Annotated in this window: 24 protein-coding genes, 1 tRNA gene and 2 pseudogenes; 18 read left to right on the top strand and 9 right to left on the bottom strand. The window is 65.9% G+C overall.

Annotated features, from left to right (window positions below; genetic code table 11):
* Positions 1-47 precede the first annotated feature (47 nt).
* Positions 48-1,508 carry an adenylate/guanylate cyclase domain-containing protein gene (locus GKZ92_RS02430; protein ID WP_075863648.1) on the bottom strand — a complete coding sequence of 487 codons (1,461 nt, stop codon included), beginning with the start codon at positions 1,506-1,508 and terminating at the stop codon, positions 48-50.
* 172 nt (positions 1,509-1,680) lie between these two features.
* Between GKZ92_RS02430 and GKZ92_RS02435 the strand changes: the two genes are divergently transcribed.
* The 9 genes from GKZ92_RS02435 (at position 1,681) to GKZ92_RS02475 (ending at position 9,275) form a co-directional block, all read left to right on the top strand.
* Positions 1,681-2,967 carry a DNA polymerase III subunit delta' gene (locus GKZ92_RS02435; protein WP_075863593.1) on the top strand — a complete coding sequence of 429 codons (1,287 nt, stop codon included), beginning with the start codon at positions 1,681-1,683 and terminating at the stop codon, positions 2,965-2,967.
* A 67-nt stretch (positions 2,968-3,034) separates the two neighbouring features.
* A complete protein-coding gene (locus GKZ92_RS02440) occupies positions 3,035-3,403 on the top strand; it encodes an ArsR/SmtB family transcription factor (protein ID WP_155224965.1) in 369 nt (122 codons plus the stop codon).
* Complete coding sequence (locus tag GKZ92_RS02445; RefSeq protein WP_127961829.1) at positions 3,400-3,927, top strand: SRPBCC family protein; 528 nt, start codon at positions 3,400-3,402, stop codon at positions 3,925-3,927. Before GKZ92_RS02440 ends, GKZ92_RS02445 begins: the two co-directional genes overlap by 4 nt.
* A gap of 206 nt (positions 3,928-4,133) precedes the next feature.
* Complete coding sequence (locus GKZ92_RS02450) at positions 4,134-5,441, top strand: ISL3 family transposase (protein ID WP_006358292.1); 1,308 nt, start codon at positions 4,134-4,136, stop codon at positions 5,439-5,441.
* A gap of 30 nt (positions 5,442-5,471) precedes the next feature.
* Positions 5,472-6,317, top strand: a complete 846-nt coding sequence (locus tag GKZ92_RS02455) for an ABC transporter ATP-binding protein (protein ID WP_155224966.1) — start codon at positions 5,472-5,474, stop codon at positions 6,315-6,317.
* Positions 6,310-7,083, top strand: coding sequence for an ABC transporter permease (locus tag GKZ92_RS02460; protein ID WP_035754748.1), 774 nt, complete (start codon positions 6,310-6,312; stop codon positions 7,081-7,083). Before GKZ92_RS02455 ends, GKZ92_RS02460 begins: the two co-directional genes overlap by 8 nt.
* Positions 7,080-7,913, top strand: a complete 834-nt coding sequence (locus GKZ92_RS02465; RefSeq protein ID WP_006359055.1) for an ABC transporter permease — start codon at positions 7,080-7,082, stop codon at positions 7,911-7,913. Before GKZ92_RS02460 ends, GKZ92_RS02465 begins: the two co-directional genes overlap by 4 nt.
* A 51-nt stretch (positions 7,914-7,964) precedes the next feature.
* A complete protein-coding gene (locus GKZ92_RS02470) occupies positions 7,965-9,026 on the top strand; it encodes an ABC transporter substrate-binding protein (protein WP_006359056.1) in 1,062 nt (353 codons plus the stop codon).
* A gap of 60 nt (positions 9,027-9,086) precedes the next feature.
* Positions 9,087-9,275 (top strand): hypothetical protein, encoded by a 189-nt coding sequence (locus GKZ92_RS02475; protein ID WP_006359057.1) that lies wholly within the window; start codon positions 9,087-9,089, stop codon positions 9,273-9,275.
* Between the two features lie 72 nt (positions 9,276-9,347).
* Here the strand turns inward: GKZ92_RS02475 and GKZ92_RS02480 are convergent, their stop codons facing one another.
* Positions 9,348-10,190 (bottom strand): alpha/beta fold hydrolase, encoded by an 843-nt coding sequence (locus GKZ92_RS02480; protein ID WP_035754784.1) that lies wholly within the window; start codon positions 10,188-10,190, stop codon positions 9,348-9,350.
* 146 nt (positions 10,191-10,336) lie between these two features.
* Between GKZ92_RS02480 and GKZ92_RS02485 the strand changes: the two genes are divergently transcribed.
* The 3 genes from GKZ92_RS02485 to GKZ92_RS02495 all read left to right on the top strand — a co-directional run bounded on the left by GKZ92_RS02485 (position 10,337) and on the right by GKZ92_RS02495 (position 12,591).
* On the top strand, positions 10,337-10,909 hold the full coding sequence (locus GKZ92_RS02485; protein WP_035754750.1) for a TetR/AcrR family transcriptional regulator: 573 nt from the start codon (positions 10,337-10,339) through the stop codon (positions 10,907-10,909).
* A 245-nt stretch (positions 10,910-11,154) separates the two neighbouring features.
* Positions 11,155-11,715, top strand: coding sequence for a hypothetical protein (locus GKZ92_RS02490; protein WP_035754752.1), 561 nt, complete (start codon positions 11,155-11,157; stop codon positions 11,713-11,715).
* Positions 11,716-11,922: 207 nt separating this feature from the next.
* The gene (locus GKZ92_RS02495) at positions 11,923-12,591 is read left to right on the top strand and encodes a hypothetical protein (protein WP_035754754.1); all 669 of its coding nucleotides are present in this window, start codon (positions 11,923-11,925) and stop codon (positions 12,589-12,591) included.
* Between the two features lie 19 nt (positions 12,592-12,610).
* Here the strand turns inward: GKZ92_RS02495 and GKZ92_RS02505 are convergent, their stop codons facing one another.
* The 6 genes and pseudogenes from GKZ92_RS02505 to GKZ92_RS02530 all read right to left on the bottom strand — a co-directional run bounded on the left by GKZ92_RS02505 (position 12,611) and on the right by GKZ92_RS02530 (position 16,460).
* Positions 12,611-14,023: a hypothetical protein gene (locus tag GKZ92_RS02505; RefSeq protein ID WP_035754756.1), complete on the bottom strand. Its 1,413-nt coding sequence runs from the start codon at positions 14,021-14,023 to the stop codon at positions 12,611-12,613.
* A gap of 307 nt (positions 14,024-14,330) precedes the next feature.
* A tRNA-Thr gene (locus GKZ92_RS02510) sits at positions 14,331-14,406 on the bottom strand.
* A gap of 173 nt (positions 14,407-14,579) precedes the next feature.
* Positions 14,580-15,431 (bottom strand): esterase/lipase family protein, encoded by an 852-nt coding sequence (locus GKZ92_RS02515; RefSeq protein ID WP_075863599.1) that lies wholly within the window; start codon positions 15,429-15,431, stop codon positions 14,580-14,582.
* A 49-nt stretch (positions 15,432-15,480) separates the two neighbouring features.
* Positions 15,481-15,564, bottom strand: a pseudogene (locus GKZ92_RS23650) (VOC family protein); the annotation flags it as partial.
* A gap of 32 nt (positions 15,565-15,596) precedes the next feature.
* Positions 15,597-15,842 (bottom strand): annotated as a pseudogene (locus GKZ92_RS02525) (AraC family transcriptional regulator); the annotation flags it as partial.
* Positions 15,843-15,878: 36 nt separating this feature from the next.
* On the bottom strand, positions 15,879-16,460 hold the full coding sequence (locus GKZ92_RS02530; RefSeq protein ID WP_035754758.1) for a hypothetical protein: 582 nt from the start codon (positions 16,458-16,460) through the stop codon (positions 15,879-15,881).
* A gap of 215 nt (positions 16,461-16,675) precedes the next feature.
* Between GKZ92_RS02530 and GKZ92_RS02535 the strand changes: the two genes are divergently transcribed.
* The 6 genes from GKZ92_RS02535 (at position 16,676) to GKZ92_RS02560 (ending at position 22,798) form a co-directional block, all read left to right on the top strand.
* Positions 16,676-17,557, top strand: coding sequence for a hypothetical protein (locus GKZ92_RS02535; protein ID WP_035754760.1), 882 nt, complete (start codon positions 16,676-16,678; stop codon positions 17,555-17,557).
* 121 nt (positions 17,558-17,678) lie between these two features.
* Entirely contained in the window at positions 17,679-18,794 is a 1,116-nt protein-coding gene (locus GKZ92_RS02540) for a hypothetical protein (RefSeq protein ID WP_155225678.1), read from the top strand.
* A gap of 697 nt (positions 18,795-19,491) precedes the next feature.
* The gene (locus GKZ92_RS02545; protein ID WP_155225679.1) at positions 19,492-20,607 is read left to right on the top strand and encodes a hypothetical protein; all 1,116 of its coding nucleotides are present in this window, start codon (positions 19,492-19,494) and stop codon (positions 20,605-20,607) included.
* 123 nt (positions 20,608-20,730) lie between these two features.
* Positions 20,731-21,210, top strand: a complete 480-nt coding sequence (locus tag GKZ92_RS02550; RefSeq protein ID WP_081724865.1) for an enoyl-CoA hydratase — start codon at positions 20,731-20,733, stop codon at positions 21,208-21,210.
* Positions 21,211-21,318: 108 nt separating this feature from the next.
* Positions 21,319-22,023, top strand: a complete 705-nt coding sequence (locus GKZ92_RS02555; RefSeq protein WP_035755290.1) for a hypothetical protein — start codon at positions 21,319-21,321, stop codon at positions 22,021-22,023.
* A 106-nt stretch (positions 22,024-22,129) separates the two neighbouring features.
* Entirely contained in the window at positions 22,130-22,798 is a 669-nt protein-coding gene (locus tag GKZ92_RS02560; RefSeq protein WP_035755287.1) for a VOC family protein, read from the top strand.
* A gap of 67 nt (positions 22,799-22,865) precedes the next feature.
* On the opposite strand, the gene GKZ92_RS02565 is transcribed toward GKZ92_RS02560, so the two are convergent.
* Positions 22,866-24,062 (bottom strand): NAD(P)-dependent malic enzyme, encoded by a 1,197-nt coding sequence (locus GKZ92_RS02565; RefSeq protein ID WP_006356930.1) that lies wholly within the window; start codon positions 24,060-24,062, stop codon positions 22,866-22,868.
* Between the last annotated feature and the right edge of the window lie 189 nt (positions 24,063-24,251).

Consider the following 24,251-nt stretch of genomic DNA (forward strand, 5'->3'; position numbering starts at 1 on the left):
GAGCGACGAGTCTTGAAGGGCCCTGGTGAGTCGACCTCGGGGGCCGCTCAGTCCCTGCGGTAGGGCTCCATGTGCGGGCGGGCGAGGAGGGTCTCGATCCCGCGGCCGCGGAGTTCGACGCCTTCACCGATCTCCCAGTGCTCGGCCTCTTCGTGCGAGGCCAGGAACACGGCACGGGCCGAACCGAGCACGCGGGTGGGCTCGTCCTTCGCGAGTTCGGTGAGGCGCGCGGCCTCGTTCACCGGGTCGCCGATGACGGTGTACTCGAGGCGCTGCTCGGCGCCGATGTGCCCGGCGATCGCCTTGCCGGCGGAGACACCGATGCCGATGTCGGTGTCACCGAGGGTCTGGTACAGCTCGGCCCGTAGCTCACGCGCGGAGGCCAGCGCGCGGCCGGCGAAGTCGTCGAGGTCGAGGGGGGCGCCGAAGATCGCGAGCGCCGCATCACCCTGGAACTTGTTGACGAAGCCGCCGTGGCGTCCGACGACGGCCACGACCACCCGGAAGAACTCGTTGAGCAGCTCGACGATCTCGCGCGGCGGGCGGTTCACGGCCAGGCGCGTCGAACCGACGATGTCGACGAAGAGCACACCGACGTAGCGTTCCTCGCCGCCCAGCTCGGTGCCGGTCTCGATGGCGCGTCGGGCGACGTCCTCGCCGACGTAGCGGCCGAACAGGTTGCGTAGTTCCTGTCGTTCGCGCAGGTCGGCGACCATGTCGTTGAAGCCGGCCTGAAGCAGGCCGAGGTCGCTGCCGTCGTAGATCTTCACCGCGACGTTGAGGTCGCCGTCACTGACCTTCGACTGGGCGCGACGCAGCTGTTTGATCGGGTCGTTGATCGCGGCCACCACACGGACGATCGCGATGACGCTGAACGCGAGAGCCGACACCGCCATCCACAGGATCGGACGTTCCAGCCCGGTCGAGTCGCCTTCGAAGATGCCCAGCCGGTGCAGCACGATGAGACCGATGATCACGACCATCGGTGCGACGACGCTGATCACCCAGAACGCGGTGATGCGGGTGGTGACGCTGGGGGCGATCGCGTGGTTGGGGTTGTTGGCCATCGCGGCGACGGTGATCGGCCGCATGACCTTCTCGGCCTGCATGTAGCTCAGCGCGCAGGTGACCATCGCACCGATGGCGCTCGCGATGGCGACGATGAAGGCGTTCTTGGATGACACGGTCAGGTTGACGAGGGTGAAGAGGGTACCGCCCACCACCCACAGTGCGGCGTTGACGACGGTCAGCAGCGTCGGCAGGGCGAGGGCGCGGCGTCGGGCGGCCTCGTTGTCGAGCCGGGTGCGTCGGCGATGCCACACGAGGACGGGTAGCGACAGCTGGATGCTGGCGTAGCCGCCGATGACCATCGCGATCAACAGGTAGCCCGCGAAGATCGCCTGGTTCAGGGCGGTGATCTCGTCGAGGCTGATCGAGTCCTGGAGCGGCATCCCGAAGCGGAGGAAGGCGAAGGTGAACAGCGCGCCGACGAGGTTCGCGCGGAGCATGTCGAGCGCGAGGATCGGCCACGGCGTATGAATCAGCCATCGGCCAAGGTGCAGGACCTTGGACCATCGCGACCGCTGTTCAACCACGGAGACTACGGTAGCTGTCTGCTTGCAATCGTTAAACACGGTTCCGCCCCGTTGGCGTGTCCGAACTGCGGTTTAGGGTGTCGTTGTGACCAATGTCTTTGATCGGCTGACCGGCCAAGAGGCGATCGCGGACGATCTGCGTGCCGCCGCGCGTGCTGCGCGGGTCCTCGCGCAGCAGCTCGACGCCGGCAGCAGCGAAGGCCTGTTCGTGCCCGACGACGAGATCCCGGGCGTCGACGCGGGGTGGTCACGCGCATCGATGACGCATTCCTGGCTCTTCACCGGGCCGCCCGGAAGCGGTCGCTCGGTGGCCGCGACGTGTTTCGCCGCCGCCCTGCAGTGTCAGTCGCCCGAGTCGGCGAACGTCGGGTGCGGCGAGTGCCGTGCCTGTGTGACGGTGATGGCCAAAACCCACGCCGACGTCCGGCACGTCGTGCCCGAGGGTCTGAGTCTGGCGGTCGGTGCGATGCGCGACATCGTGCAGGCCGCCGCCCGACGCCCCGGAACCGGCCGCTGGCAGATCGTCATCGTCGAGGACGCCGACCGCCTCACCGAACAGGCCGCGAACGCGCTGCTGAAGGTCGTGGAGGAGCCGCCACCCCGCACCGTGTTCCTGCTGTGCGCGCCGTCGGTGGACCCGGAGGACATCTCGGTGACCCTCCGATCGCGATGCCGGCACGTCGCGCTGGTGTCGCCGACACCCGCGGCCATCGAACGCGTCCTGATCGAACGCGACGGCCTCGACCCCGAGCAGGCACGCTGGGCGGCGTCGGTGTGCGGCGGCCACATCGGCCGCGCCCGCCGCCTCGCCACCGACCCCGACGCCCGTTCCCAGCGCGAGAAGGCGCTCTCGCTGGCTCGGGCCGCTTCCCGGGATTCGACGGCGTACGCCGCGGCCGAGGAGCTGGTGCGGTCGGCGGAGGCCGCGGCCAAGGCGATCAGTGCCGAACTCGACGAAGCCGAGACCGAGGAGATGAGGACCGCGCTCGGTGCGGGCGGCACCGGCAAGGGCACCGCCCGGATGCCCCGCGGGAGTGCGGGCGCGCTGAAGGAGCTCGAGAAGCGTCAGAAGTCGCGCGCCACGCGCGTCGGACGCGATGTCCTCGACCGCGCCCTCGTCGACCTCGCCGCACTCTTCCGCGACGCGCTCGTCGTCGGGGTCGGGGCCGAGGTGACCGCGATGCATCCCGACAAGTCCGACGACATCTCGATACCCCTGGCCGGCTACGCCCGCCCCGAGCAACTGCTGTCGTGCGTCGAGGCCGTCCTCGACTGCCGCGAGGCGCTGGACATGAACGTCAAACCCAAGTTCGCGGTCGACGACATGGTCGCGCGGATCGGGTTGGCGCTCAAGCGCAGGGTCGACGCCTAGCAATCGCGGGGCCTCCCCAGTCTCGCAAAGCACCCACTATTGGTAACTGATGTGTTACCAGTAGTGGGTGGATGCATTCGAGGCGATCGCCGACCCGACTCGTCGGGCGCTCGTCGAACGTCTCGCGCAGCGTCCCGCACGCGTCGTCGATCTCGCGGCCGAACATCCGATCAGCCGCCCGGCGATCTCGCGCCACCTCCGGGTCCTCGGCGAGGCCGGCGTCGTCGCGGCCGTCGACCATGGCCGTGAACGGCACTACGAACTCGTGTCCGGGGGACTGGCGCCGGTACGCGACTGGCTGGACGGACTGGCGTCGGGAGCAACGCAGCCGTTCGGCGAGCATCATCTCGACGCCCTCGACCTCGAGGTTCGACGCACCGTGCGGGAGTTCGCCGACCCGAGCATCCAGACCGGCGAACAGAAGGAGACAGGATGAAAGCCGAAGTGACGGCCACCGGGCGCCAGGAGATCCGCGACGGGGTTGCCTATGTGGTCCTCGAGCGCACCTTCGACGCGCCGGTCGCCGCGGTGTGGGCAGCCATCACCGAACCGACCCGGCTTGAACGGTGGGTGGGGACCTGGGATGGGGATCCGACACACGGTTACGTCGACTTCCGGATGACCGCCGAGGGCGAGGACGCGGAGGCGGAGCGAATGGCCATTCTGGAATGCGAGCCGCCGAACCGGCTCGTCGTCGAATCGAAGAGCCCGGACCCCGACGGCGGGGCCGACGACGTGTGGCGACTGGAGTTGGATCTCACCGAGGCCGACGGTACGACCACACTCACGTTCGCGCAGGGGCTCTCACGCCCCGAGATGGCCGAGAACGTCGGTCCCGGGTGGGAGTACTACCTCGACCGGCTCGTCGCGGCCGAGTCCGGCAGCGGCGTCGACGCGGTGGACTGGGATGCCTACTATCCGGCGCTGTCGGCTCCTTACGCGCAGATGTTCGCCGGCTGAGCACGTCGCGACTCTTACGCGACGGTAATCGGGCGGCAACACGGCCTCTTTAACGGGCTCTTCCTGATTGACGGTGCGTAGAACGGGTTCTACCGGGCACAAGATGTAGGTCGGGTTCGGCGGCGGCGAGCCGGGGATGCGGGCGGGTCCTGTGGTGTGAAGATGAAAGCCCCTACACCTCATCACTCACACCGACAGGACCCTCGTTGCAGCGTAGCGCCATTGCCGACACGATTTGCCGCACGATCGAACTCGGGGTGACGATCACCGATGCCGCTCTCGACGGCGAGGATCGCACACACCTGTTCTGCGAGGTCTTGGCCCCGAAGAGTAGCTGCCCGAGGTGCGAGCGGGCGGGTCGGTTGCGTGATCATGTCGATCGTGAGGTGGCAGATCTACCGATCGTGGGCCATCCGACCCGGTTGCATCTGAGGGTGCCGCGCTACGCCTGCGAGAACGGCGCGTGTGGTCAGGGCATCTTTCGCGCCGACATCTCGGCGATCGTCGCGCCGCGCGCGGCGGTGACGCGCCGCACGATCGCGTGGATTCTTCGGCGGATGATTCTGGACAAGATGAGCGTCTCTGCGGTCGCCGCGTCGGTCGGGTTGGGCTGGAACACCGTGAATGCCCTCGCGTTGCAGGCGGCGCGTACGGTGGCTTCGGCGCCTGGCCGACTCGACGGTGTCAGGGTTCTCGGTGTTGATGAGCACAAGTGGAAACATGTTCGCGGCAATGGTGATTCGAGTTTCGTGACCGTGCTGGTCGACCTCACACCGATTGTGGATGGGACCGGGTCGGCGCGCTTGCTGGATATGGTGGGCGGCCGGTCCAAAGCGGCGTTGAAGGACTGGCTCGATGCCCGCGATGACTCCTTTCGGGACCGGATCCGGGTGGTCACCATGGACGGATTCACCGGGTATCGCACCGCGACCGCCGAGGCATTGGATAAGGCGCGGGCGGTGATGGACCCGTTCCACGTGGTCCATCTGGCCGCCGAGAAGCTCACAGTGTGTCGTCAACGCGTGCAACACGATACGTGTGGGCACCGCGGCCGCACGGGTGATCCGCTCTACGGTATCCGCCGACCACTGCTGACCCGGATCGCGTTGCTGACAGACAAGCAGAAGGCCCGGCTACGTAGCGGGTTGGAGGCTCACGAGGAGCACGTGGCCGTCTCGGTCACCTACGCGATCTACCAAGAGCTGATCAACGCCTACGGCCAGGAGAACAAGCGTGACGGCAAGATCGCGATGTACAAGCTGCTCAAACGGATTCATACCGGCGTTCCGTCCGGGCTGGCAGAGTTGGCCCAACTCGGCCGATCATTATGGGCGCGGCGTGCCGAGATCTTGGCCTACTTCGACACCGGCGCCTCCAACGGACCCGTCGAAGCGATCAACGGCCGCCTGGAACACCTCCGCGGGATCGCGTTGGGCTTCCGCAACCTCAACCACTACATCTTGCGGTCACTCATCCACTCCGGCGGCCTCGCACAACACCTCGACGCACTCTGAATCAGGAAGAGCCCTTTAACGTCTCCGGTCATGACACGACCCCTGGGTACGGGGATCAACATCTCTGGACTGACCAAGACGTTCACCTCTCGTTCGTTGCGCGGGAGTTCGACGGTGACCGCGTTGTCCGACGTCTCGTTGAGCACGTCGGAGGGTTCCTTCCTGTCGTTGCTCGGCCCGTCGGGCTGCGGCAAGTCGACGGTGCTGCGTATCCTCGCCGGCCTCGAGGACGCCACCTCGGGGACCGCGCTGATGAACGGGCAATCGCCCCAGGACCTCCAGCGAAATCATGAGCTGGGCATCGCCTTCCAGGATTCGGCGTTGCTGCCGTGGCGCTCGGTCGAATCCAACATCAAGCTGCCGCTGCAGGTCGGGGGAATGCCGGCCGACGACGACCTCGTCGCCGACCTGATCGAACTGGTCGGGCTCAAGGGCTTCGAGAAGTCCAAGCCCGCGATGCTCTCCGGCGGTATGCGCCAACGTGTTTCGATCGCCCGTGCTCTGGTGGTTAAACCGACCGCACTGCTGCTCGACGAACCGTTCGGCGCGCTCGACGACATGACCCGGCAGCGGCTCAACGTCGAACTGCTGCGCATCTGGACCGAGAAGCCGGCGACCACGCTGATGGTCACGCACGGTATCGCCGAGGCGGTCTTCTTGTCCGACGTGGTCGCGGTCATGAGTCCGCGGCCGGGCACGGTGGCGGAGGTGGTCCCCGTCGATCTGCCGCGGCCCCGCATCCCGGAGATGATGCGCACGCCCGAGTTCCACGCGATACACGACCACCTCTCCGGCCTCCTGTTCGGTAAGCGGGCGACCGCGCAACCGGCCGAAGTCGTAGCGCCCGAACCTGTTTCGGAGGGCGTGAGTGGCTAGATTCGGATCGGTCCGATGGGTGGCCGGTCTCGGGGGGATCGTCGGACTCATCGTGGTGTGGTGGATCGCCGGTGCGTTGGACCTGTTCGGCGGAACGATCCCGACGCCGTGGTCGGTGCTCGCCGAGATCGGCGAGACCGGGTCCACCTATTACGTCGACAACTTCTCGCTGACAGTCGAACTCGCATTCCGCGGATTCCTCTGGGGCAACGGGCTTGCGATCGCCCTGGCCGTCACCGTGATCCTGTTTCCGCCGGTGGAAGGACTGGCCACCCAGCTCGCGATCCTGTCGTACTGCACGCCGATCATCGCTGTCGCGCCGATCATCCAGGTGGCCTTCGCCGAGGTGACGACGATGATCGTCTTCCTCGCCGCCATCTCGGTGTTCTTCACGACGATGATCGGGACGTTGTCGGGTCTGCGCGCACCGCACTCGGGAAGTCTCGACCTCATCAAGGTCTACGGCGGCGGCCGCTTCGCGCAACTGTGGCGGGTGAGATCCGTCGCCGCACTGCCGAACACCCTGGCCGCCATCAAGATCGCCGCTCCGGCCGCAGTTCTGGGTGCCGTGCTCGGCGAGTTCCTCGCGATGCCCGAAACCGGTGCCGGACCGGCGATGATCATCGCCCAGCAGAGCGGCGACATCCCGCAGGTGTGGGCCATCGCCCTGATCAGCGGGGCGATTGCCGGCCTCGGCTACGCCGTGGTCGCGGTGATCGCCAAGTATGCGACGGCCTGGTCGAACGGAACGGCGGCGGGACGATGAGCACTGAGGTGAGAACTCTCAGGGCGGGGGGCTTCGGAACCGGTGGTCTGTGGGCGGCAGGACGTTTCCTCGGATCCCTGCTGCTGTCGTTCGCGCTGATCCTGGTGATCTGGTGGTTGTTCCTCCTGGCCTTCCCCGACATCGGGCCGATCATCGGGCGCACGCCTGTCGACGTGTTCGATTACCTGTTCGTCGACGCCGACGCGCCGGCGGCCCGCGCCGAGATCTTCGGCAACCTCTGGATCACCCTGCAGGACGCGGCAATCGGGTTCGTCGCCGGTATGCTCGCGGCGATCGCCACGGCGGCGATCTTTGTCGTGTCCCGTTCCGCGGCACAGACGTTCATGCCGATCGCGATGCTCCTCCGGTCGGTGCCGCTGGTCGCGATGACACCGCTGATCACCGTCATCGTCGGTCGGGGAGTCGCGGTGGTCGCGGTGATGGGCGGGATCGTCGTGTTCTTCCCCGCGCTCGTGATGATCATGACCGGGCTGTCGAATGCGCCGCGTCAGATCACCGATGTGATCAGTGTGTACGGCGGCGGGCGCTGGACGGCATTGCGCCGCTCTGCGATTCCGTCGGCGGTGCCGTCGCTGTTCGGCGCGGCCAAGGTTTCGGTGCCGGGCGCGCTCATCGGCGCAACCGTCGCCGAGTGGTTGGGGACCAACAAAGGCCTCGGTGCGTCACTCCAGCGGGCCCTGCCCGCGGCGGCCTACGACGAGCTGTGGGCCTCGGTCCTCGTCATCACCGTGGCTTCGATCGTCATCTACGCCGTGGTGGGTGTCATCGAGACTGTCGTCCTGTCACAGATGGGAATGCAGCACAACTGAGGTCGGGCGCACGCTCGACCGCATCTGCTTCTGGCGAAAGGTAATTCTCACATGGCCAACTCCTTCGACCGTCGGTCGTTTCTCCGCTATTCGATGATGGGCGGCGCAGCCGCCGGTGCCCTCGGTCTGACCGGCGCGTTGTCGGCGTGCAGTTCCGGCGGTACCGCGAGCGGGGGCACGAGCTCGACCAACCCGAAGGTGCAGCTGTCGTGGCAGAAGAACATCGAGTTCGCGGGTGAGTACTTCGCCATCGAGAACGGCTACTTCGAGGAGGAAGGTCTCGGCACGCCCGAGCTGATCACCGGCGGTGGTGCGGGTACGGGCGTCGAGAACGGTCTGACGTCGAACAAGGTGTGGATCGGAATGTCCTCGCCGCAGCTGACCGCGCCGGTGATCCTGCAGGGCGCAAAGCTGATGACCGTCGCCGCGACGTTCCAGCGCAACCCGTTCTGCATCGTGTCGTCGGCCGACAAGCCCATCCTCGGTCCCGAGGACATGAAAGGCCGCAAGATCGGCGTCCAGGCGACCAACGAGAACGTCTTCCAGGCGCTGCTCACCGCCAACAACATGACCGAGGCCGACATCCAGAAGATCACTGTCCAGTACGACCCGACGCCGCTGAAGAACGGTGAGGTCGACGGCTGGGTCAGCTATGTGACGAACGAGCCGATCACCTTGGAGGAAAGCGGCTTCCCGAATGCCAACTTCCTGTTCGCCGACTTCAACCTGCCGCTCGTCGCCGAGACCCTGGTCGTCCGGCAGGACACCATCGACAACGAGCGCGACAAGGTGAAGGCGTTCCTCAAGGCGGACATCAAGGGTTGGTACGACGCGGTCGCCGACCCGGCGGGGTCGGCGCGGCTCGCGGTCACCAAGTACGGCAAGGACCTCGGTCTGGACGAAGCCGAACAGACCAAGGAGGCCATTGCCCAGAACACCCTCGTCGTCTCCGCGGACACCAAGGCCAATGGCCTGCTCACGATGACCGACGAACTGATCGCGCAGAACATCGAAGCCCTGGGCAAGGGCGGCTTCGCCATCAAGGCCGAGCAGATCTTCGACATGTCGCTCGTCAAGGAGGTCTACGAGGAGAACCCCGACCTGAAGAAGTGACCCGCCCTATCATTGGTGCACGGTCGATGGCCGTGCAGCCGATGAGCAAGGGAGCAGGCGATGTCGGACTTCATCCGCAAGATCAAGGAAGAGGCCAGGGCCGTCTCGGCTGCCATCGACCAGGAACTGACCGTCCTCGAAGGAGTCCCCGGGTACGACCCGCTCGCGGATGACACCGACGAGTCGTCCGACGAGTCGGCGTCCGTCGAACCTGCGTCCGTCGAATCAGGGGACGAGACGACCAAGTAGAGACGACGCGGCAGACACGACGCAGCGGCCGTCGGGCGGGTGGTCCCGCCCGACGGCCGTCGGGCGTTGCGCTCATTTCCTCACGAACCGCAGCAGCGCTTCGTTGACCTCGGCGGCATGCGTCCACAGGAGGCCGTGAGGAGCGTCCTCGATCTCGACGTACTCGGCCTCCGGAACGGCCTCGTGGAAGCGGCGGCCGGTGGCGTCGATCGGCAGGATGTTGTCGGCGGTGCCGTGCAGGATCAGCGTCGGCTTCCCCGAATCACGAACTGCGGCAACGTCGGAGCGGAAGTCCTCGATCCATGTCGGGACGACGGCGTAGGCCGCGACCGGTGCGCTGCCGACAGCGGTGATCCAGTTGGCGTCGACGACCTCCTGGGTGATGCGCGTCCCGAGGGTGTCGTCGAGGTTGTAGAAGTCCTTGTAGAACTGGGTGAACCAGGCGTACCGGTTTTCCTTGGCGGCCTGTGCGATGCCGTCGAAGACCGCGGCGTCGACGCCGTCGGGGTTGTCGTCGGTCTTCACCAGGAACGGCTCGAGCGCTGCGAGGAATGCGAACTTGGCGATCCGCTCGGTCCCGTACTTTCCGGCGTAGCGTGCGAGTTCGCCGGTGCCCATCGAGAATCCGACGAGGATCACGTCGCGCAGGTCGAGGGTCTCGAGCACGGTGTTCAGGTCCGCGGCGAGGGTGTCGTAGTGGTAGCCGGTGCCGACCTTGCTCGACTTGCCGAAACCTCGACGGTCGTAGGTGATGACCCGGTGGCCGGCGTCGAGCAGCTCGCGAGCCTGCAACTCCCAGCTGGCGCCGTCGAGCGGGTAGCCGTGGATCAGCACGACCGGCTGACCGGTCCCGTGATCCTCGTAGTACAGCTCTATGTCGGTGGTGTTCTCGGTGCCGACGTTGATGTAACCCATGGCAATCACTTCTCTCTTCTGCAGCGACCCGAGGGGGTCTGATCGGAGCTGCGGAGAACGGAGGTTCTCTGAGCTGGTTGCTACACTAGAGAACGATCGTTCCCCACGCAAGGGGTAACCAGGAAATCGGGTGAGGATGGTGCGTCGTGGCAGCTTCGGAGAACACCGCGGTCGACCCGCGAGAGCGGGTCATTCGGGCCGCGGATGAACTGTTCAACGCCTATGGGGTGCATGCGGTCGGGATGGACAAGGTCCGTGACGCCGCAGGTGTCTCGCTCAAGAAGATCTACTCGCTGTTCCCCTCCAAGGAGGCCCTGATCCTCGCGGTCCTCGACGATCGAACCCGGCAATGGAATGCGGGTGTCGCCGCCCGCACGGAAGGTTTGTCGACGCCGCGGGAGAAGCTGCTGGCCATCTTCGACTTCCTGCTCGAATGGTTCGGTACCGACGAGTTCCGGGGGTGCGCGTTCATCAATGCCTATGGGGAGCTGGGCGGGGAGTTGCCGTCGGTGGTCGAGGCGGTGCGCAAGCAGAAGTGCGCATTCCAGGACTACGTGGCCGGCCTGGTCGAGGAGCTCGGCGGGCCGTCGCAGCTGGCTGCTCAGCTGGCGATCCTGGCGGAGGGGGCCCAGACGACGGCGGCGATCGCCGGCACTGCGCAGGCGGCCGGTGACGCGCGGAGTGCTGCGGAAACCCTGATCGACCAGGCTCTCGGCTGAATTGTTCGTTCGATTGAAGGAATGTCACCAACCGCATTGTTAGTGGGTCATCTGAACCAATTCGTGAGACATTATTCGCAATAAATCTCGCGAGAACAAAATTGAGCCATCATCTTGACCTGGGGAAACAGAATCGTTCCGAATCTTCGATTTGGTCTGCTAATGTCCCGGCGTAATCAATTCGTTGTGAAGTGCTTCGGGGGGGCATTGGAACACAGCGGATCTCGGGCTGGGAAAGGTGCACAATGCGATTCACCAAGGTGGCGACGGCGGGATTCGGGCTGGCAGCGGCAGCCGCGATGACATTCTCCGGATCGGGAGGCGCGTCCGCGCTGCTGTTGATTCCGGCCTCGTTCACCCACACCCAGTCGCTCAGTGATGGAACGCTGACGGTGAAGGTGAACAACAACACGTCGTCGTCGGTGAAGTGCAATTTGTCCGTCCACGAGGCGAGCAAGGAGACGCAGGTCAACCTGGCAGTCGCCAAGGTGAACACCCACCTCGCCGGCGGGGTCAGCGATACGCTTCTCGCCGCGGCGCGCCAGGAAGTCGAGGCCGACGCGCTGAAGGTGGTGTGGACCAAGAAGTCGATCTCGTCGAACGGTTCGGCCACGGCCACGTGGAAATCCGGGCGTGCCGACACGTCCTACGTGATCTATCAGGATTGCTCTTCCGATTCGCTTTTGGGTCTGACGTTCAGCGGCCTCGCGCAGGTCTACAAGGTGACCGGAACCGGCAAGTCCCCTGACTCGCCGGACGCGGGCAATGGCAGCCTCGGCGGCCTGTTCGGCGGTCTGCTCGGATAGTTCAGCGGTCGTTGGGGAGGCGGGCGGGGCTCGTCGGCTCACCGTCGATTCGGCGTGGTGACTCGCGCGCCGGTCATGTTGCGGCTCTGGGCACATCGTCGTGCCCGCTTGAACCAGAACAAACAGTTCCCCGACGTCGTCGATTCGTCGGGCTCACCCGACGACACATGTTGTGGGGCAATGAATCATGCGTAGGAAAGGGATCAGATGCGGTTTTCACGCTTGGCACTGACGGGAATCGGAATGGCGGCCGGCGCCGCGGTGGCATTCACCGGAAGCGGAGAGGCGTCGGCGGCACTGCTGTTGCCGTCGTCGTACCCGCACACCCAGTCGCTCACCAACGGCACGCTGACAGTGAACGTGGGCAATGAGACGTCGAAGACGGCCACCTGCTGGCTGTCCATCCACGACGCGAGCAAGGAGACTCAGCTCGGTCTGCGCGTCGCCGCCGTCAACGCGATCATCGCCTCAGGTATCGAGTCCACGGTGCTCGACAATGCCCGGGCCGACGCGGCCGCCGGGGCGCTGAGGATCGTGTGGTCCGGCCAGTCCGTCGCCAAGGACTCGTCGGCGACCGGCACCTGGGTCTCGAACCGGTCCGACACGTCGTACGCGATCTACCAGGAATGCACGACGCCTGATCCGATCACCGGCCTGACGATCAACGGCCTCGCGCAGGTGTACAAGGTCACCGGCACCGGCAAGCCGGCCGACAACGGCGGTGGTGACAACGGCGGTGGTGACAACGGCGGTGGTGACAACGGCGGTGGCGACAACGGCGGCGGTGACAACGGCGGTGGCGATAACGGCGGTGGTGACAACGGCGGCGGCGACTCGGGCAACGGAAGCCTGGGAAATCTGTTCGGCTCCAGCTAGTCCCACGGTCGGTGGGGGATCAGGCGGCCTCGTGGTCCGCCGAATCCCCACCGGCCGAACTTGTTTCGGCGGAGTCGGACTTTTCCCGATCGTTGCTGGAACTGCTGCTCGGTGAGTCGTCACCACCGGTCGACGAGTTGGAATCGCCAGCTCCGCCGTCGCCGGAGTCCGGACCCGCATCCGAATCCGATTCCTGGGAATCTGGCTTGTCCGAGTCGTCGGGTCGATCGCCGGGAGTTTCGGTACCAGACTCGCGCTCGTCGCGATCATCAACGGACGCACGATCATCCGTGGGAGTCTCGTCTACAACAGGCGGTACGGCGCCGACCGGGACGATTCCCCGGGTGTCCGGCGGACCTTCCGGCTTCTCCGCGCCGGTCGCCACCTCGGACGGCACGGTGACGGTATATCCGTCGCCGTGCTGGTCCTGCTTCACCGAATCCGCGGCCGTGACCGGCACCGCCGCGGTGTCGGGATTGGGTGCCTGGGTCGGGTAGTAGGCCTCGGCGAGTTCATCCCAGCGGGCGAGATCGTCCTTGTCGTAGGCGATTCCGAGTGTGTCGTAGACGGTTGCCGCCAGTAGTGCCAGGGGATGTGCCGCGTCGTACACGAGGTATGTTGTGTTGCCGCTGGTGTATTCGGTCGGGTCGCCCAGACGCTCGACGTCGCCGTAGGTGTGCGGTCCGTTGCCCGAGTGGATGGTGAGGAACCCGGCCGCGTTGACGACGAGCGACGTGACGGGGCGGTACGCCACCCACTGGAAGTTGCTGACCGGGTCGCCGACGACGATCACCGACACGATCTTGATCTTGCCGGTGGCTTCCGGGTCGCGGGCGCCGTTGGCGTCGATCCCGGCGACCGCCACGAACGGTTTCAGCCACGGCATCGTGTCGAGCCAGGCCTTGATGCCCCATGGGCTCCGCGGGTCGGCGACCAGGACGACCATGTCCTTGCCCGGAACGAGGAAGTCGTTGTCGTAGGCCCGAGGATCCTCGGCGGCGTCGCCGAGCGCGTCGGCGCCCTGCGAAAAACCGGTGTAGACGACGAACGGGCGGTCCTCACCCATGTCGACGAACGCGGCCATCACGGCCAGGTTCTGGTTCATCGCATGCTCTTTGGACTCGTCGTAGCCCGGAGCGAACGGTGCGAGCGTGTTCGAGCGGCCGGCGATGACGGGTCCGAAGGACTCGGGGTAGTTCACGATCAGGGTCTGCCGGTGGCCGACGTACGGAAGGTTGCGCGGGATCAGCGTGGTGTCATTGGTCCCGGGGGTGACGACCATGATCGTGCTGTCGGGCAGGTCGGTGAAGATGTCGCTGGTGTTGTCGTGCTGCGTGGCCTCCCGCACGATCTCGCGATCGATGAGGGATTCGACGACGGCGGTGACGTTCGTCGACGCGACGGCGATCGGCACGACGGTGCCGAGAGACAACGCGCTGAGCGTCAGCGAAGTGGTTGTCGCGCGCGATGGTCTACGAGAAGATGTGGCGGTTCGCGCCGGTTGAGACCGGTGCTTTCCTCCCCGACGTGCCCCCAATTGACCTCCTACAGTCGGATGGAGTCTAAGGAGCGGGGGGCTCGGGATGTGTCATCCGAATGGATTAACACCGACATCCTGACACGCATTTATCTTTGCGTCGCTAAGAGGCTGGTGTAGGCGGTTCGCCGTCGGATGAAAGCTCGGTGTGAATCCGGGGGATCGAGGGACGTCGTACGGGTCGGAGATCGCACGATCCTGGTGGAGCCGCCCAGGGGAATCGAACCCCTGACCTATTCATTACGAGTGAATTGCTCTACCGACTGAGCTAGGGCGGCGTGCTACGCGAGGCAGCGCAGACGAGTCTAGCGAGTCCATCGCCCGCAACAAAAACCGGCTCCATTCGAGTGCCTCGACGTGACCCCGCCCAGAATCGCCACCTTCGCCCAGGCGCGCTGTCTGCGGCTCGCGAACCTGATCTGACCTGGCGATTCCGGCGAGCGCTCGGGGCTCAGAGCGGGTAGTCGGAGCCGCACACCAGCGGCACCCGATGAGCGGGGTCGAGGGCGTTGCGGACGAGCGCGGCGACGGTCGGGGAGTAGGCCATGCCGACGTGACCGATCTTCGACGCCGGGCACACGTCCTGGATCAGCGTGTTGACGACGTTCGGGCCGGGCGTCATCAGGGTGTTCGTGTACGGGGTGGAGATCTCGTCGAAGCGGGTCGCGAAGTTGACGTAGTCGATCGCCGGGTGCCGGGGGCCCCAGTAGCTCTGGCCGGGAGCCCGGGCCGGGAGTCGGTCGGTGATCGAGCCGACCCGCGAGGTTCCCTGGTGCGATGCCGACAACGCGATGATGGTGTCCACCTGCGTGGCGCGGCCGGGAAGCTGTGTCACCAGCTGGGCGATCGCTCCGCCTTGGCTATGGCCGATGAGGTCGACCTTGGCGGCGCCGGTCGCGGCGAGGACCTTGTCGATGAACGGCGCGACCTGCTGCGCCGCAGACCGTTCCTTGTTGCCGAGACCGCCGGTGTTGCCGCTCCACGACGCCTGGCCGTAGGTGAGGCTGAAGACGCAGTACCCGGCGTTGGCGAGGGTCGGAGCGAGGTAGGCCCAGTTGGCGCTCTGGTTCATCGCGGTCGCGTGCAGCAGAACGATCGGGTCTCGTCCTTCCCGATCCCGGCAGTCGAACCGGTTGCTGCCGGCGGGTGACTCGGTGGCCGGACTGAGGTAGTGCTCGGCGATCGCCTTGTTCACATCTGTGGTGACGGCGAAGGGCGCGGCCTGCGCGGTGCCCGGGGCAAGCAGCACGCAGGCCGCGGCGAACGCGGCCGCGGCGGCGAGGCCTGATCGGAGACGGTTCATAGGGGACATTGTCGCCCATGACCGTCAGGGCGACAGGCGGTCTCGCGCCCTACGCCAGGATTTCCGCCATCTGCGTCAGACGGATGCTGTTGCCCGACGGGTCGCGGAAGCCGGCATCGATCCCGTACGTCCTCGGGGCTGCGTTTCCCTCCGGTGGAAATCAAGCTACGCGCGGACGGGTGTGACGGTCTTCTTCCCGGGTGCTGTCTTCGGGAGCTCTTCGGCCGGCGGTTTCGGCCGTTCGACACGACTGGCCGGCCCCGGCCGTGAACAGACGCGGAGCACGCATGCGGGAACGTGCGCGTACGTGGCGGCAGGCGGGAACGAATCCCGGTACGCGGTCGGCGTCTTGCCGAAGGCGCGGGTGAAGCTCGTGGTGAACGATCCGACACTCGACAGTCCCACCGCCACGACCTCGCGACCGGCGCGCGCCATGTCCGGCGGTGGCTAGGTGTTGTCGCGACGGAGGAACTCGACGCCGCGTGGTGAGAGTGCGTAACCGACCTCGAGGCTTTCGGTCAGTCCCAGTTTCTTCAGCTTCGTGACGTCGTTCTTGAAACCGGCTCGGTCCCTGCCGAGTTCGGCGGCGAGGTCGGTGGACACGACGCCGGGCCGCCGGCCGATGAGCGCGAGGATGTCATGCGTCCAGGGCCCGTTCTGGGATCGAGTGTCCATCCGGTCGAGCCGCGAGCGGATGTCCGCGACGTCGTCGTCGGAGAGATCGTCATCGGCGCGGAGTGCGATGCGCGGGTCCTCGCCGATGCATCGGAGTCCGAGTCGATAGGTCGGGTTGTGGGTGTTGACGCACAGGGTCGCCCGCAGGTCGTCGACAGTCTCGTAACCGGCCCGTCGCGCCTGTTTCGCGGTGATCTTTGCGGGATCGACGCGCTCCATCGACGTCACCTCGATGACGTGTGTCAGTGCGATGAAGCTCGACCCGGGTCGGATGCGGGGATGTCCCCAACGTCGGAAGGCGAGGTCGACGGAACCGTCGGCGATCCCGCGCGCCACTGCAGCTGTGAGAAGCACATCTTCGACGGTAGCGAGGGCGCCGCGGCTGCGCAGCCAGTCAGAACCGGTGCAGGTGATGCCTGTGGAGGATGTCTGAGATGTTGCTGAGAGCTGTTGTAGGGTGACCCGAGATCAGCGACGGCAGTGCCGGCGCCCGGGGGGTCTTCCTTTTGGTGTCGTGTCGTCGCGTGCACAACTGACGACGACGATCACCAGCCGGGGGAGGGGGTCTCATGGTGCTGCCGCGTCCGCAGTCCCTGTGGTTCCCCGACGTGCCCGCGTGGCCGTCCTCCGGTACCACGCCGGCGGCCGATCTGGCCGCTCACCTCGCCCGATTCCGTTCCGTTGACGCAGCTCAGGGCGATGTCGGCGGCACCGCAGTGGCCGTTCTCGACGCTCCAGCATTGCCCGTCGAGCCCTCGGCGCCGAGGTTCGAGACCCCGGTTGCCGAGATTCCGGGGAAGCCGTCGTCCGATCTCGATTCCTTTCTCGCCGAGGCCGAGAAGTCGGTCCGCGCGAAGCGAAAGACCATGTCCGGCAGGGCTCCCGGCTGGCGTCGGTTCTTGGGTTCGAGACCGCGAATCGCAGGTGCGGCAGCCGCGATCCTTGTGATCGTGGTCACGGTGGTTGTCTCGATCTCTCTCGCCGGTGGCGGTTCGGACCGCCCCGGGGTCACCGCGGACGCCACGGCGTCCACGGCACCGACTGAGGTGCCGTCGACGTCGGGCGTCGTCGGTCACCCGGCCTGCGCGCAGCGTCCTATCGGCTCGGGGACCACCGTGTCGAACGACGACGAGACGGGCGATCAGGAGTCCGGTCCGGGCGCGATCCGCGCGTTCAACCACGCCTACTACGTCCTGCGCTCGGCGAAAGCCGCACGCGCCGTTGCCGCCCCGGGTGCAGTCGCCTCCGAGTACGTGATGCAGCAGTACATCGATCAGCGCCCCATCGGCACGCGGCACTGTCTGAAGATCACCGAACGGGCGCCCGGCGAGTACTCGGTGGTGCTCACCGAATTGCAGCCCGACGCGGCGCCCATCACCTATCGCCAGGTCATCCGCACGTCCACGACAGGCGGCCAGACCTTCATCCAGTCCATCAAGTCCGTCGAATGAGTTCAGACAGAAAGCCATTCAGATGGCGCAGAAAGGTAGTCCTGAGATGACCCAGAGCCGAGGTCGGCATCGTAGGCGTCGGACCCCGAGTGGTCCGTTGTTGTCGGTGACGTCTGCTGTTGTGGCGGTGTCGATCACTGCGGGTGCGGGTGCGGCGTTCGCTGTTCCGGAGCAGGGTGGCACCGATCCGTCGGATTCGGCGCCGGGTCAGGGTGGTACGAGTCCGTCGGATGTGGCGCCGGGTGCTCCGGTTCCGGGTGATGCGGTGGTGCAGCCGGTTGTTGTTCCGGGTCCGGGTTCGATTCCGGGTCCGCCGGTCGAGGCTCCGTATCAGTCGTATGACCAGTCGTTGTCGCAGAGTTACCAGCAGCCGTATTCGCCGGCGATCACCAATCCTGTTGCGCCGCGGGTTGCTCCGCCGGTGCGTCCGATTGCGCCGCCGCCGGACAAGATCCGTGTGGGTAACTTCGTCACCGACATCCCGAAGGGCCTGTCCGACAGGGATGTGAACTCGATCAATGCGTGGTCGGCGTATGGCGAGGCGAAGATCGCTCAGGGTTTGATCTCGGTGGGTGTGCCGGAGGACGAGGCGAGTCGTCGTGCTGCTGCCACGATCATCGGTGTGATGGCCGGTGGCACGGCTGGTGCTGTCGCGCTGGGTATTCCGGCAGCGGTTGTCGGAGCCGTGGGTGGTGCAGGTGTCGGCGCGGTCGCAGGGGCACTCATACTCGGTATCCCTACTTTCGGTGTCGAGGCACCGTACGGGGCTGGTGTTGGCGCTTTGATCGGCGCGGGAGTTGGTGGCGTTGGCGGTGCTGCGGCAGGCGCTGCTCTCGGTTTCGCACTCGGCGGCACTGCAGGCGGTCTCCTCGCGTACTCGCTCGGTGCCGGTGATCCGGGGGCGGATCCGGATGAACCCTGGCAACAGAACGGGCCTCGGCGTGCGGCGCCCGAGGCTGATGGGCCGAGCCAGTTCGAGTTCCACCTTTCACCTGAGGAAGCACGCCGCTCTGGTCTTCCTGCTGTCGATTATGTGGTCAACCACCGCGGGAACGTGAATCTCAAGCTCGGGACTTCAACCCATAAGTGGTCAGGTGAAGAGGCGCGAGCACCGTACGCGGTTCTAGGTCCGGGGGCTGAAAAGTCTGTTCGAGACTGGACCAGGGCGCAATCAGACAGCGTGAAGAAGGCGATTCCGGGTAGCGAGGTTCTGTGGCCGGCGGAAAGCACACGGTAGTTCGGGTGGCCATTGGTTCGGCCCTCACGAAGCCTGACGGACGCTTCCTGAGACGAATCAGCGCATAGAGACAGGCGGAGAGAAGATATGAAAAGATTGGCAGTGGCCGCGGCGGCGTCTGCAGTTGCTGCGACTGCAAGTTTGGTCGGGGCGGGGCAGGCGTCCGCCTCTCCTATACCTCACTTTCCTGCGTCGACTTCCTTCGGGACGTTCGGCGACCACTCCTTTTGTCATGGTGTCTTGAGGGTCGATGTCGACGCGCCGCCGCAAAAGCGCGGTGTCGTGCGGGTGACCGTTACCTCTCTTGGGTTCACAGGCAATGGGGCAACGTGGAAGCGAAACCCAAACTGTCGCATGCGAATTAGCACGCTCTACAACGGTTCCGCGGGGCTTGGTCGGGAGAAGTGGGTCACCGCTTCGTTCGGTCCTCGTAGCGGCGCGAAGAAGGTTTGGGAAGTCGCCACGGGATCAGGTCCCGCGTCTATCGGTTTGACGACCTATTCGGTAAACAGTCCCGTCCGCGTGCGGCAGGGATACAACGGTGGCGCCTACGTGCTCGTTCCGTAGGGCGCGCCGTAATCCGGGTTGACTAGTGAAGTTCGCTGGGAGAGGGAGCGCAGCGGTGACCCAGAGTCGAGGTCGGCATCGTAGGCGTCGGGCGCCGAGTGGTCCGTTGTTGTCGGTGACGTCTGCTGTTGTGGCGGTGTCGATCACTGCTGGTGCGGGTGCGGCGTTCGCTGTTCCGGAGCAGGGTGGCACCGATCCGTCGGATTCGGCGCCGGGTCAGGGTGGTACGAGTCCGTCGGATGTGGCGCCGGGTGTTCCGGCTCCGGGTGATGCGGTGGTGCAGCCGGTTGTTGTTCCGGGTCCGGGTTCGATTCCGGGTCCGCCGGTCGAGGCTCCGTATCAGTCGTATGACCAGTCGTTGTCGCAGAGTTACCAGCAGCCGTATTCGCCGGCGATCACCAATCCTGTTGCGCCGCGGGTTGCTCCGCCGGTGCGTCCGATTGCGCCGCCGCCGGACAAGATCCGTGTGGGTAACTTCGTCACCGACATCCCGAAGGGCCTGTCCGACAGGGATGTGAACTCGATCAATGCGTGGTCGGCGTATGGCGAGGCGAAGATCGCTCAGGGTTTGATCTCGGTGGGTGTGCCGGAGGACGAGGCGAGTCGTCGTGCGGCTGCCACGATCATCGGTGTGATGGCCGGTGGGACGGCTGGTGCTGTTGCGCTGGGTATTCCGTCGGCGGTGGTTGGTGCTGTTGGTGGGGCCGGGGTCGGTGCCGTCGCCGGTGCGATCGTCGGGTCCTTGCCTCCCTACTACATCTTGGGTGGTCCGGGCGCGGCGATTGGGGCCGGAGCCGGTGCTGCGATCGGAGGCGTCGGTGTTGGCGTGGCCGGAGCTGCACTTGGATTCGCAATTGGTGGCACCGCAGGCGGTCTGCTTGCGTACTCACTCGGTGCAGGCGACCCCGGGGCTAATCCGGATGAACCGTGGAAGAACGACGGCCCCCGACACGCGTTGCCGAAGAACGACGGCTCGAACCAGTTCGAATTCCACCTATCGGCGGAGGACGCTCGTCGTTCAGGTCTTCCGGCAGTCGATTACGTCGTGAACAACCGTGGAGATGTGGACGTTAAGGTCGGGTCTTCGGTCCACAAGTGGTCCGGTCAGCAGGCTCGCTCGCCGTATGCCGTGTTCGGTCCGCATGCTGAGAAGTCCGTTCGGGACTGGACTAGGGCGCAGTCGGACAACCTGAAGAAGACCATTCCGGGGAGTGAAGTTCTCTGGCCCGGGGAACTGTCCAGGTAATAGTTGCTCCGTTTCGCGTAAAGCTACTCGACCAGGTCGCAACCGTGTTGTCCGCACTGAACGAAATTGCAAGCGAGGAAGACACGTTCAACGCGCCCGTGAAGGGCAGTCGAAGGGAGATCGATGAAGAAGTTACTTGTGGCGCTTGCCGGGGTTATTGCGGCGGCGATGGGTCTGGTTGGTGTTGGGACGGCCTCGGCCGCACCGGTTCCACAAGTCTCGCCGACCGGGTACGACTTCGGAACGTTCGGTGACCATGCCTCGTGTCGCGGTGCGATCAATGTGACGGTGGATGCACCAGCGAAGAAGCGTGGAGTTGTGCGGGTGACGGCGCGATCGCACGGCTTTACCGGAGACGGTGCCGGATGGAAACGAAATCCCAAGTGTCGGGTACTCTTCGGGAATTTCTTTACCAGCGTGCGCGGGTACAACCTTGAAAAGTGGGTAAGCGGAACGTTTGGGCCGAGGCCAGGGGAGAAAAAGGTCTGGGAGATTGCCACGGGATCCGGTCCCGTCAGTCTTGGGTTCGGCGGTTTCTCGCCTAATAGTCAGGTTCGGGTGCCCGCCGGTTATGGGGCGACGATCTACATGCTGGTTCCCTGACTTCTTCCCGTGGTGCCGTTCACTGTTCGTGGACGCGCGCCGAATGGCCCGGCGGGCGCGCCTCAGTCGATTGGGTACGGCGCCTACCTTCTGGTTCCATAAGGACCGATGACTGCTCCAACACCTCGCGACGGCGACCCGCAGATCTGGGATGAGCGGGCCGTCGTCGTTTGTGGAACTGCCGGCGGGGTCGGCACGTCTGTCGTGTCGGCCCTTCTCGCCGAACATCGCGCCGCGTCGGGTCTCGGCCTGCTCTCGTGGTGGGTCGATGCCTCCGGCAACGACTGCGACATCGAACTCCGCCTCCGCGGGACCGGCAACGAAGAGTTGCTGCGCACCGCGTCGGGCACGGGCCTGTGGCTGCCGCCCGACGAGGCGGCCGTCACCGACGCCGTCGTCGAGGTGTGGCGGCAGGGAGCAGTGCCGGTGATCGACGCCGGGGCGCATCCGCTGACGCTGCTGCCCGAACTCGCCGAGGACGACGTCCCGAACCTCACGCCCGTCCTCGTGATCAGCCCACGCCCCGACCTGCTCAACCGGGCACGCGTGATCTTCACGGAGTGGGACCGCGCCGGCGTACTCGAGAACACCGTCGTGGTGATCGACTCCCAGCTGCCGGTACAGCAGCAGACGGGCCTCGCGGACATGCTCGTCGGTGTGGTGTCCGGGGCGGTCGGCCCGGTGATCGGCCTCGATTACGATCCGGTCCTCGGCGCCGGGACCTCACTCGACCAGGGCGCTCGACGCGGGTTCCTGCCTGCAACGGTCGAGTCCATCGCGAAACTCGCGGCAGCTACGTCGAACCGGCACTGACAGCGATTCCAGAGTGCGGCCTGAGTGCCGGAAAACGGCACCCAGGCCGCACTCTGGGAAACCGGGCCCTTTCGAAACAGTTCTCGAAGGTGCAGCATGGGGCAGTATGACCGGGTCCACGCGCACACCGCTCAACGCCAAGCAGGCCACCGAGGTCGTCGCCGACCCGTGGCGCGTCGTCGCCGACAAACTCGTGGCCGGCTACCGCACCGGTTCGATGGTGCGGGGTCTCGAGTTCGTGACCAGGATCGTCGACGCGGCAGAGGAAGCCAACCATCATCCCGACATCGACCTGCGTTACGGGTCAGTGCATCTCGCTCTCACGACACACAGCGCGCATCAGCTGACCGAAGCCGATGTGGCGCTGGCCAACCGGATCACCGGGATCGCCGCCGAGATGGCGCTCGAGAAACTCGTGGGCCCGGTGACGGCGATCGAACTCGCGATCGACGCCCTGGACATCGGTGCGATCCGTCCGTTCTGGCAGGCAGTCCTGGGTTACTCCGACGGGAATGACAGGGAACTCGCCGAACTCGCCGACCCGACCGGGCGGCTGCCGTCGGTGTGGTTCCAGCAGATGGATGAAGCTCGCCCGCAACGTAACCGGATTCACTTCGACCTTTGCCTACCGCACGACGAGGTGCACGAACGACTGCAAGCGGCGATCACCGCCGGTGGGCAACTGCTCTCGGACGAGTTCGCACCGGCGTGGTGGATTCTCGCCGACCCCGAGGGCAACGAGATCTGCTTGTGCACCTGGCAGGAACGGGACTGAAACACCTGCGGAAAAAGAAACAAGCCGGTTCGATCGAGATGATCGAACCGGCTTGTGACACAAAATTTTACGAGCAGAGGCCCTCGTCCTGCGCCGCCTTGGCGACCGCCGCCGCAACGGCCGGTGCGACCCGGTCGTCGAGCGGGCTGGGCACGATGCGATCGGCCCGCAGGTCGTCGGCGGCCACCGAGAAGATCGCCTCTGCTGCAGCGATCTTCATGCCCTCGCTGATCCGGCGTGCACCCGCGTCGAGTGCGCCCTTGAACACGCCCGGGAAGGCGAGCACGTTGTTGATCTGATTCGGGAAGTCGCTGCGACCGGTCGCGACGACGGCCGCGTACTTGGCGGCGGCCTCGGGGTGGATCTCCGGATCGGGGTTCGACAGCGCGAACACGATCGAGTCGTCGCTCATCGACGCGATGATCTCCTCGGGGATCAGGCCGGCCGATACGCCGATGAAGACGTCGGCGCCGTCGAGGGCCTCCACCGCTCCGCCGGTCAGGCCGCGCGGGTTGGTGCGGCTCGCGAGCTCGGCCTTCGACTCGTTCAGGCCGTCGCGGCCGGCGGAGACGATGCCCTTCGAGTCGAGCACGATGACGTCGGTGATGCCGACCGCGAGCAGGATGTTGGCGCAGGCGACACCCGCGGCGCCGGCACCGGAGATGACGACCCGCAGGGTGGTGATGTCCCGGCCGAGGTGGGTCACGGCGCCCTTCAGGGCGGCGAGGACCACGATGGCGGTGCCGTGCTGGTCGTCGTGCATGACCGGGCAGTCGAGCGCCTCGATGACGCGGCGCTCGATCTCGAAGCATCGCGGTGCCGAGATGTCCTCGAGGTTGACCGCGCCGAAGCTCGGACGCAGACGGATCAGGGTCTCGACGATCTCGTCGGGATCCTTGGTGTCGAGAACGATCGGGATCGAGTTGAGTCCGGCGAAGCTGCGGAACAGTGCGGACTTGCCCTCCATGACCGGCAGCGACGCACGCGGGCCGATGTCACCGAGGCCGAGCACAGCCGATCCGTCGCTCACCACGGCCACCAGACGGTCGGTCCAGGTGTACTTGTTCACCAGGGTGGCGTCGGTGTCGATCGCGCGTGACACCTGGGCGACGCCCGGGGTGTAGGCGATCGACAGGTCGCGCTGGGTGTCGATGGGCGCGCGAAGTTCGACGGACAGCTTGCCGCCGGCATGCGCCAAGAAGATCTCGTCGTCGGTGATCGGCAGATCGGCAATGGTCGGTTCGGTGATCGGGGTATCGCCCATACGTGTGTCCTCCGTGCTTGTCACGGTCGGGTCCTCCTGAATGCCGCGAAACGCGGGTTGCATCGTCTCGCCGGCCACGCTGCCCGCGAGCTGTAGAGATCCGCATCGACGCGAGAGCGGATGGCTCAGCGGACGCGATCAGGGCCCGCGAGCGAGGTGACGCTCGTTACGGCCACATTAAGTGTCTCA

This window comes from Gordonia sp. 135 (assembly GCF_009720185.1).
Taxonomy (GTDB): Bacteria; Actinomycetota; Actinomycetes; order Mycobacteriales; family Mycobacteriaceae; genus Gordonia; species Gordonia alkanivorans.

Excerpts from the sequence above, each read along its gene's own strand:
- GKZ92_RS02475 (WP_006359057.1), top strand. The coding sequence starts at position 9,087 with ATGTCGGACTTCATCCGCAAGATCAAGGAAGAGGCCAGGGCCGTCTCG.
- GKZ92_RS02430 (WP_075863648.1), bottom strand. The coding sequence starts at position 1,508 with ATGCTCCGCGCGAACCTCGTCGGCGCGCTGTTCACCTTCGCCTTCCTC.
- GKZ92_RS02480 (WP_035754784.1), bottom strand. The coding sequence starts at position 10,190 with ATGGGTTACATCAACGTCGGCACCGAGAACACCACCGACATAGAGCTG.
- GKZ92_RS02550 (WP_081724865.1), top strand. The coding sequence starts at position 20,731 with ATGAAGAAGTTACTTGTGGCGCTTGCCGGGGTTATTGCGGCGGCGATG.
- GKZ92_RS02565 (WP_006356930.1), bottom strand. The coding sequence starts at position 24,062 with ATGGGCGATACCCCGATCACCGAACCGACCATTGCCGATCTGCCGATC.
- GKZ92_RS02445 (WP_127961829.1), top strand. The coding sequence starts at position 3,400 with ATGAAAGCCGAAGTGACGGCCACCGGGCGCCAGGAGATCCGCGACGGG.
- GKZ92_RS02495 (WP_035754754.1), top strand. The coding sequence starts at position 11,923 with ATGCGGTTTTCACGCTTGGCACTGACGGGAATCGGAATGGCGGCCGGC.
- GKZ92_RS02535 (WP_035754760.1), top strand. The coding sequence starts at position 16,676 with ATGGTGCTGCCGCGTCCGCAGTCCCTGTGGTTCCCCGACGTGCCCGCG.
- GKZ92_RS02490 (WP_035754752.1), top strand. The coding sequence starts at position 11,155 with ATGCGATTCACCAAGGTGGCGACGGCGGGATTCGGGCTGGCAGCGGCA.
- GKZ92_RS02555 (WP_035755290.1), top strand. The coding sequence starts at position 21,319 with ATGACTGCTCCAACACCTCGCGACGGCGACCCGCAGATCTGGGATGAG.
- GKZ92_RS02470 (WP_006359056.1), top strand. The coding sequence starts at position 7,965 with ATGGCCAACTCCTTCGACCGTCGGTCGTTTCTCCGCTATTCGATGATG.
- GKZ92_RS02515 (WP_075863599.1), bottom strand. The coding sequence starts at position 15,431 with ATGAACCGTCTCCGATCAGGCCTCGCCGCCGCGGCCGCGTTCGCCGCG.
- GKZ92_RS02560 (WP_035755287.1), top strand. The coding sequence starts at position 22,130 with ATGACCGGGTCCACGCGCACACCGCTCAACGCCAAGCAGGCCACCGAG.
- GKZ92_RS02465 (WP_006359055.1), top strand. The coding sequence starts at position 7,080 with ATGAGCACTGAGGTGAGAACTCTCAGGGCGGGGGGCTTCGGAACCGGT.
- GKZ92_RS02455 (WP_155224966.1), top strand. The coding sequence starts at position 5,472 with ATGACACGACCCCTGGGTACGGGGATCAACATCTCTGGACTGACCAAG.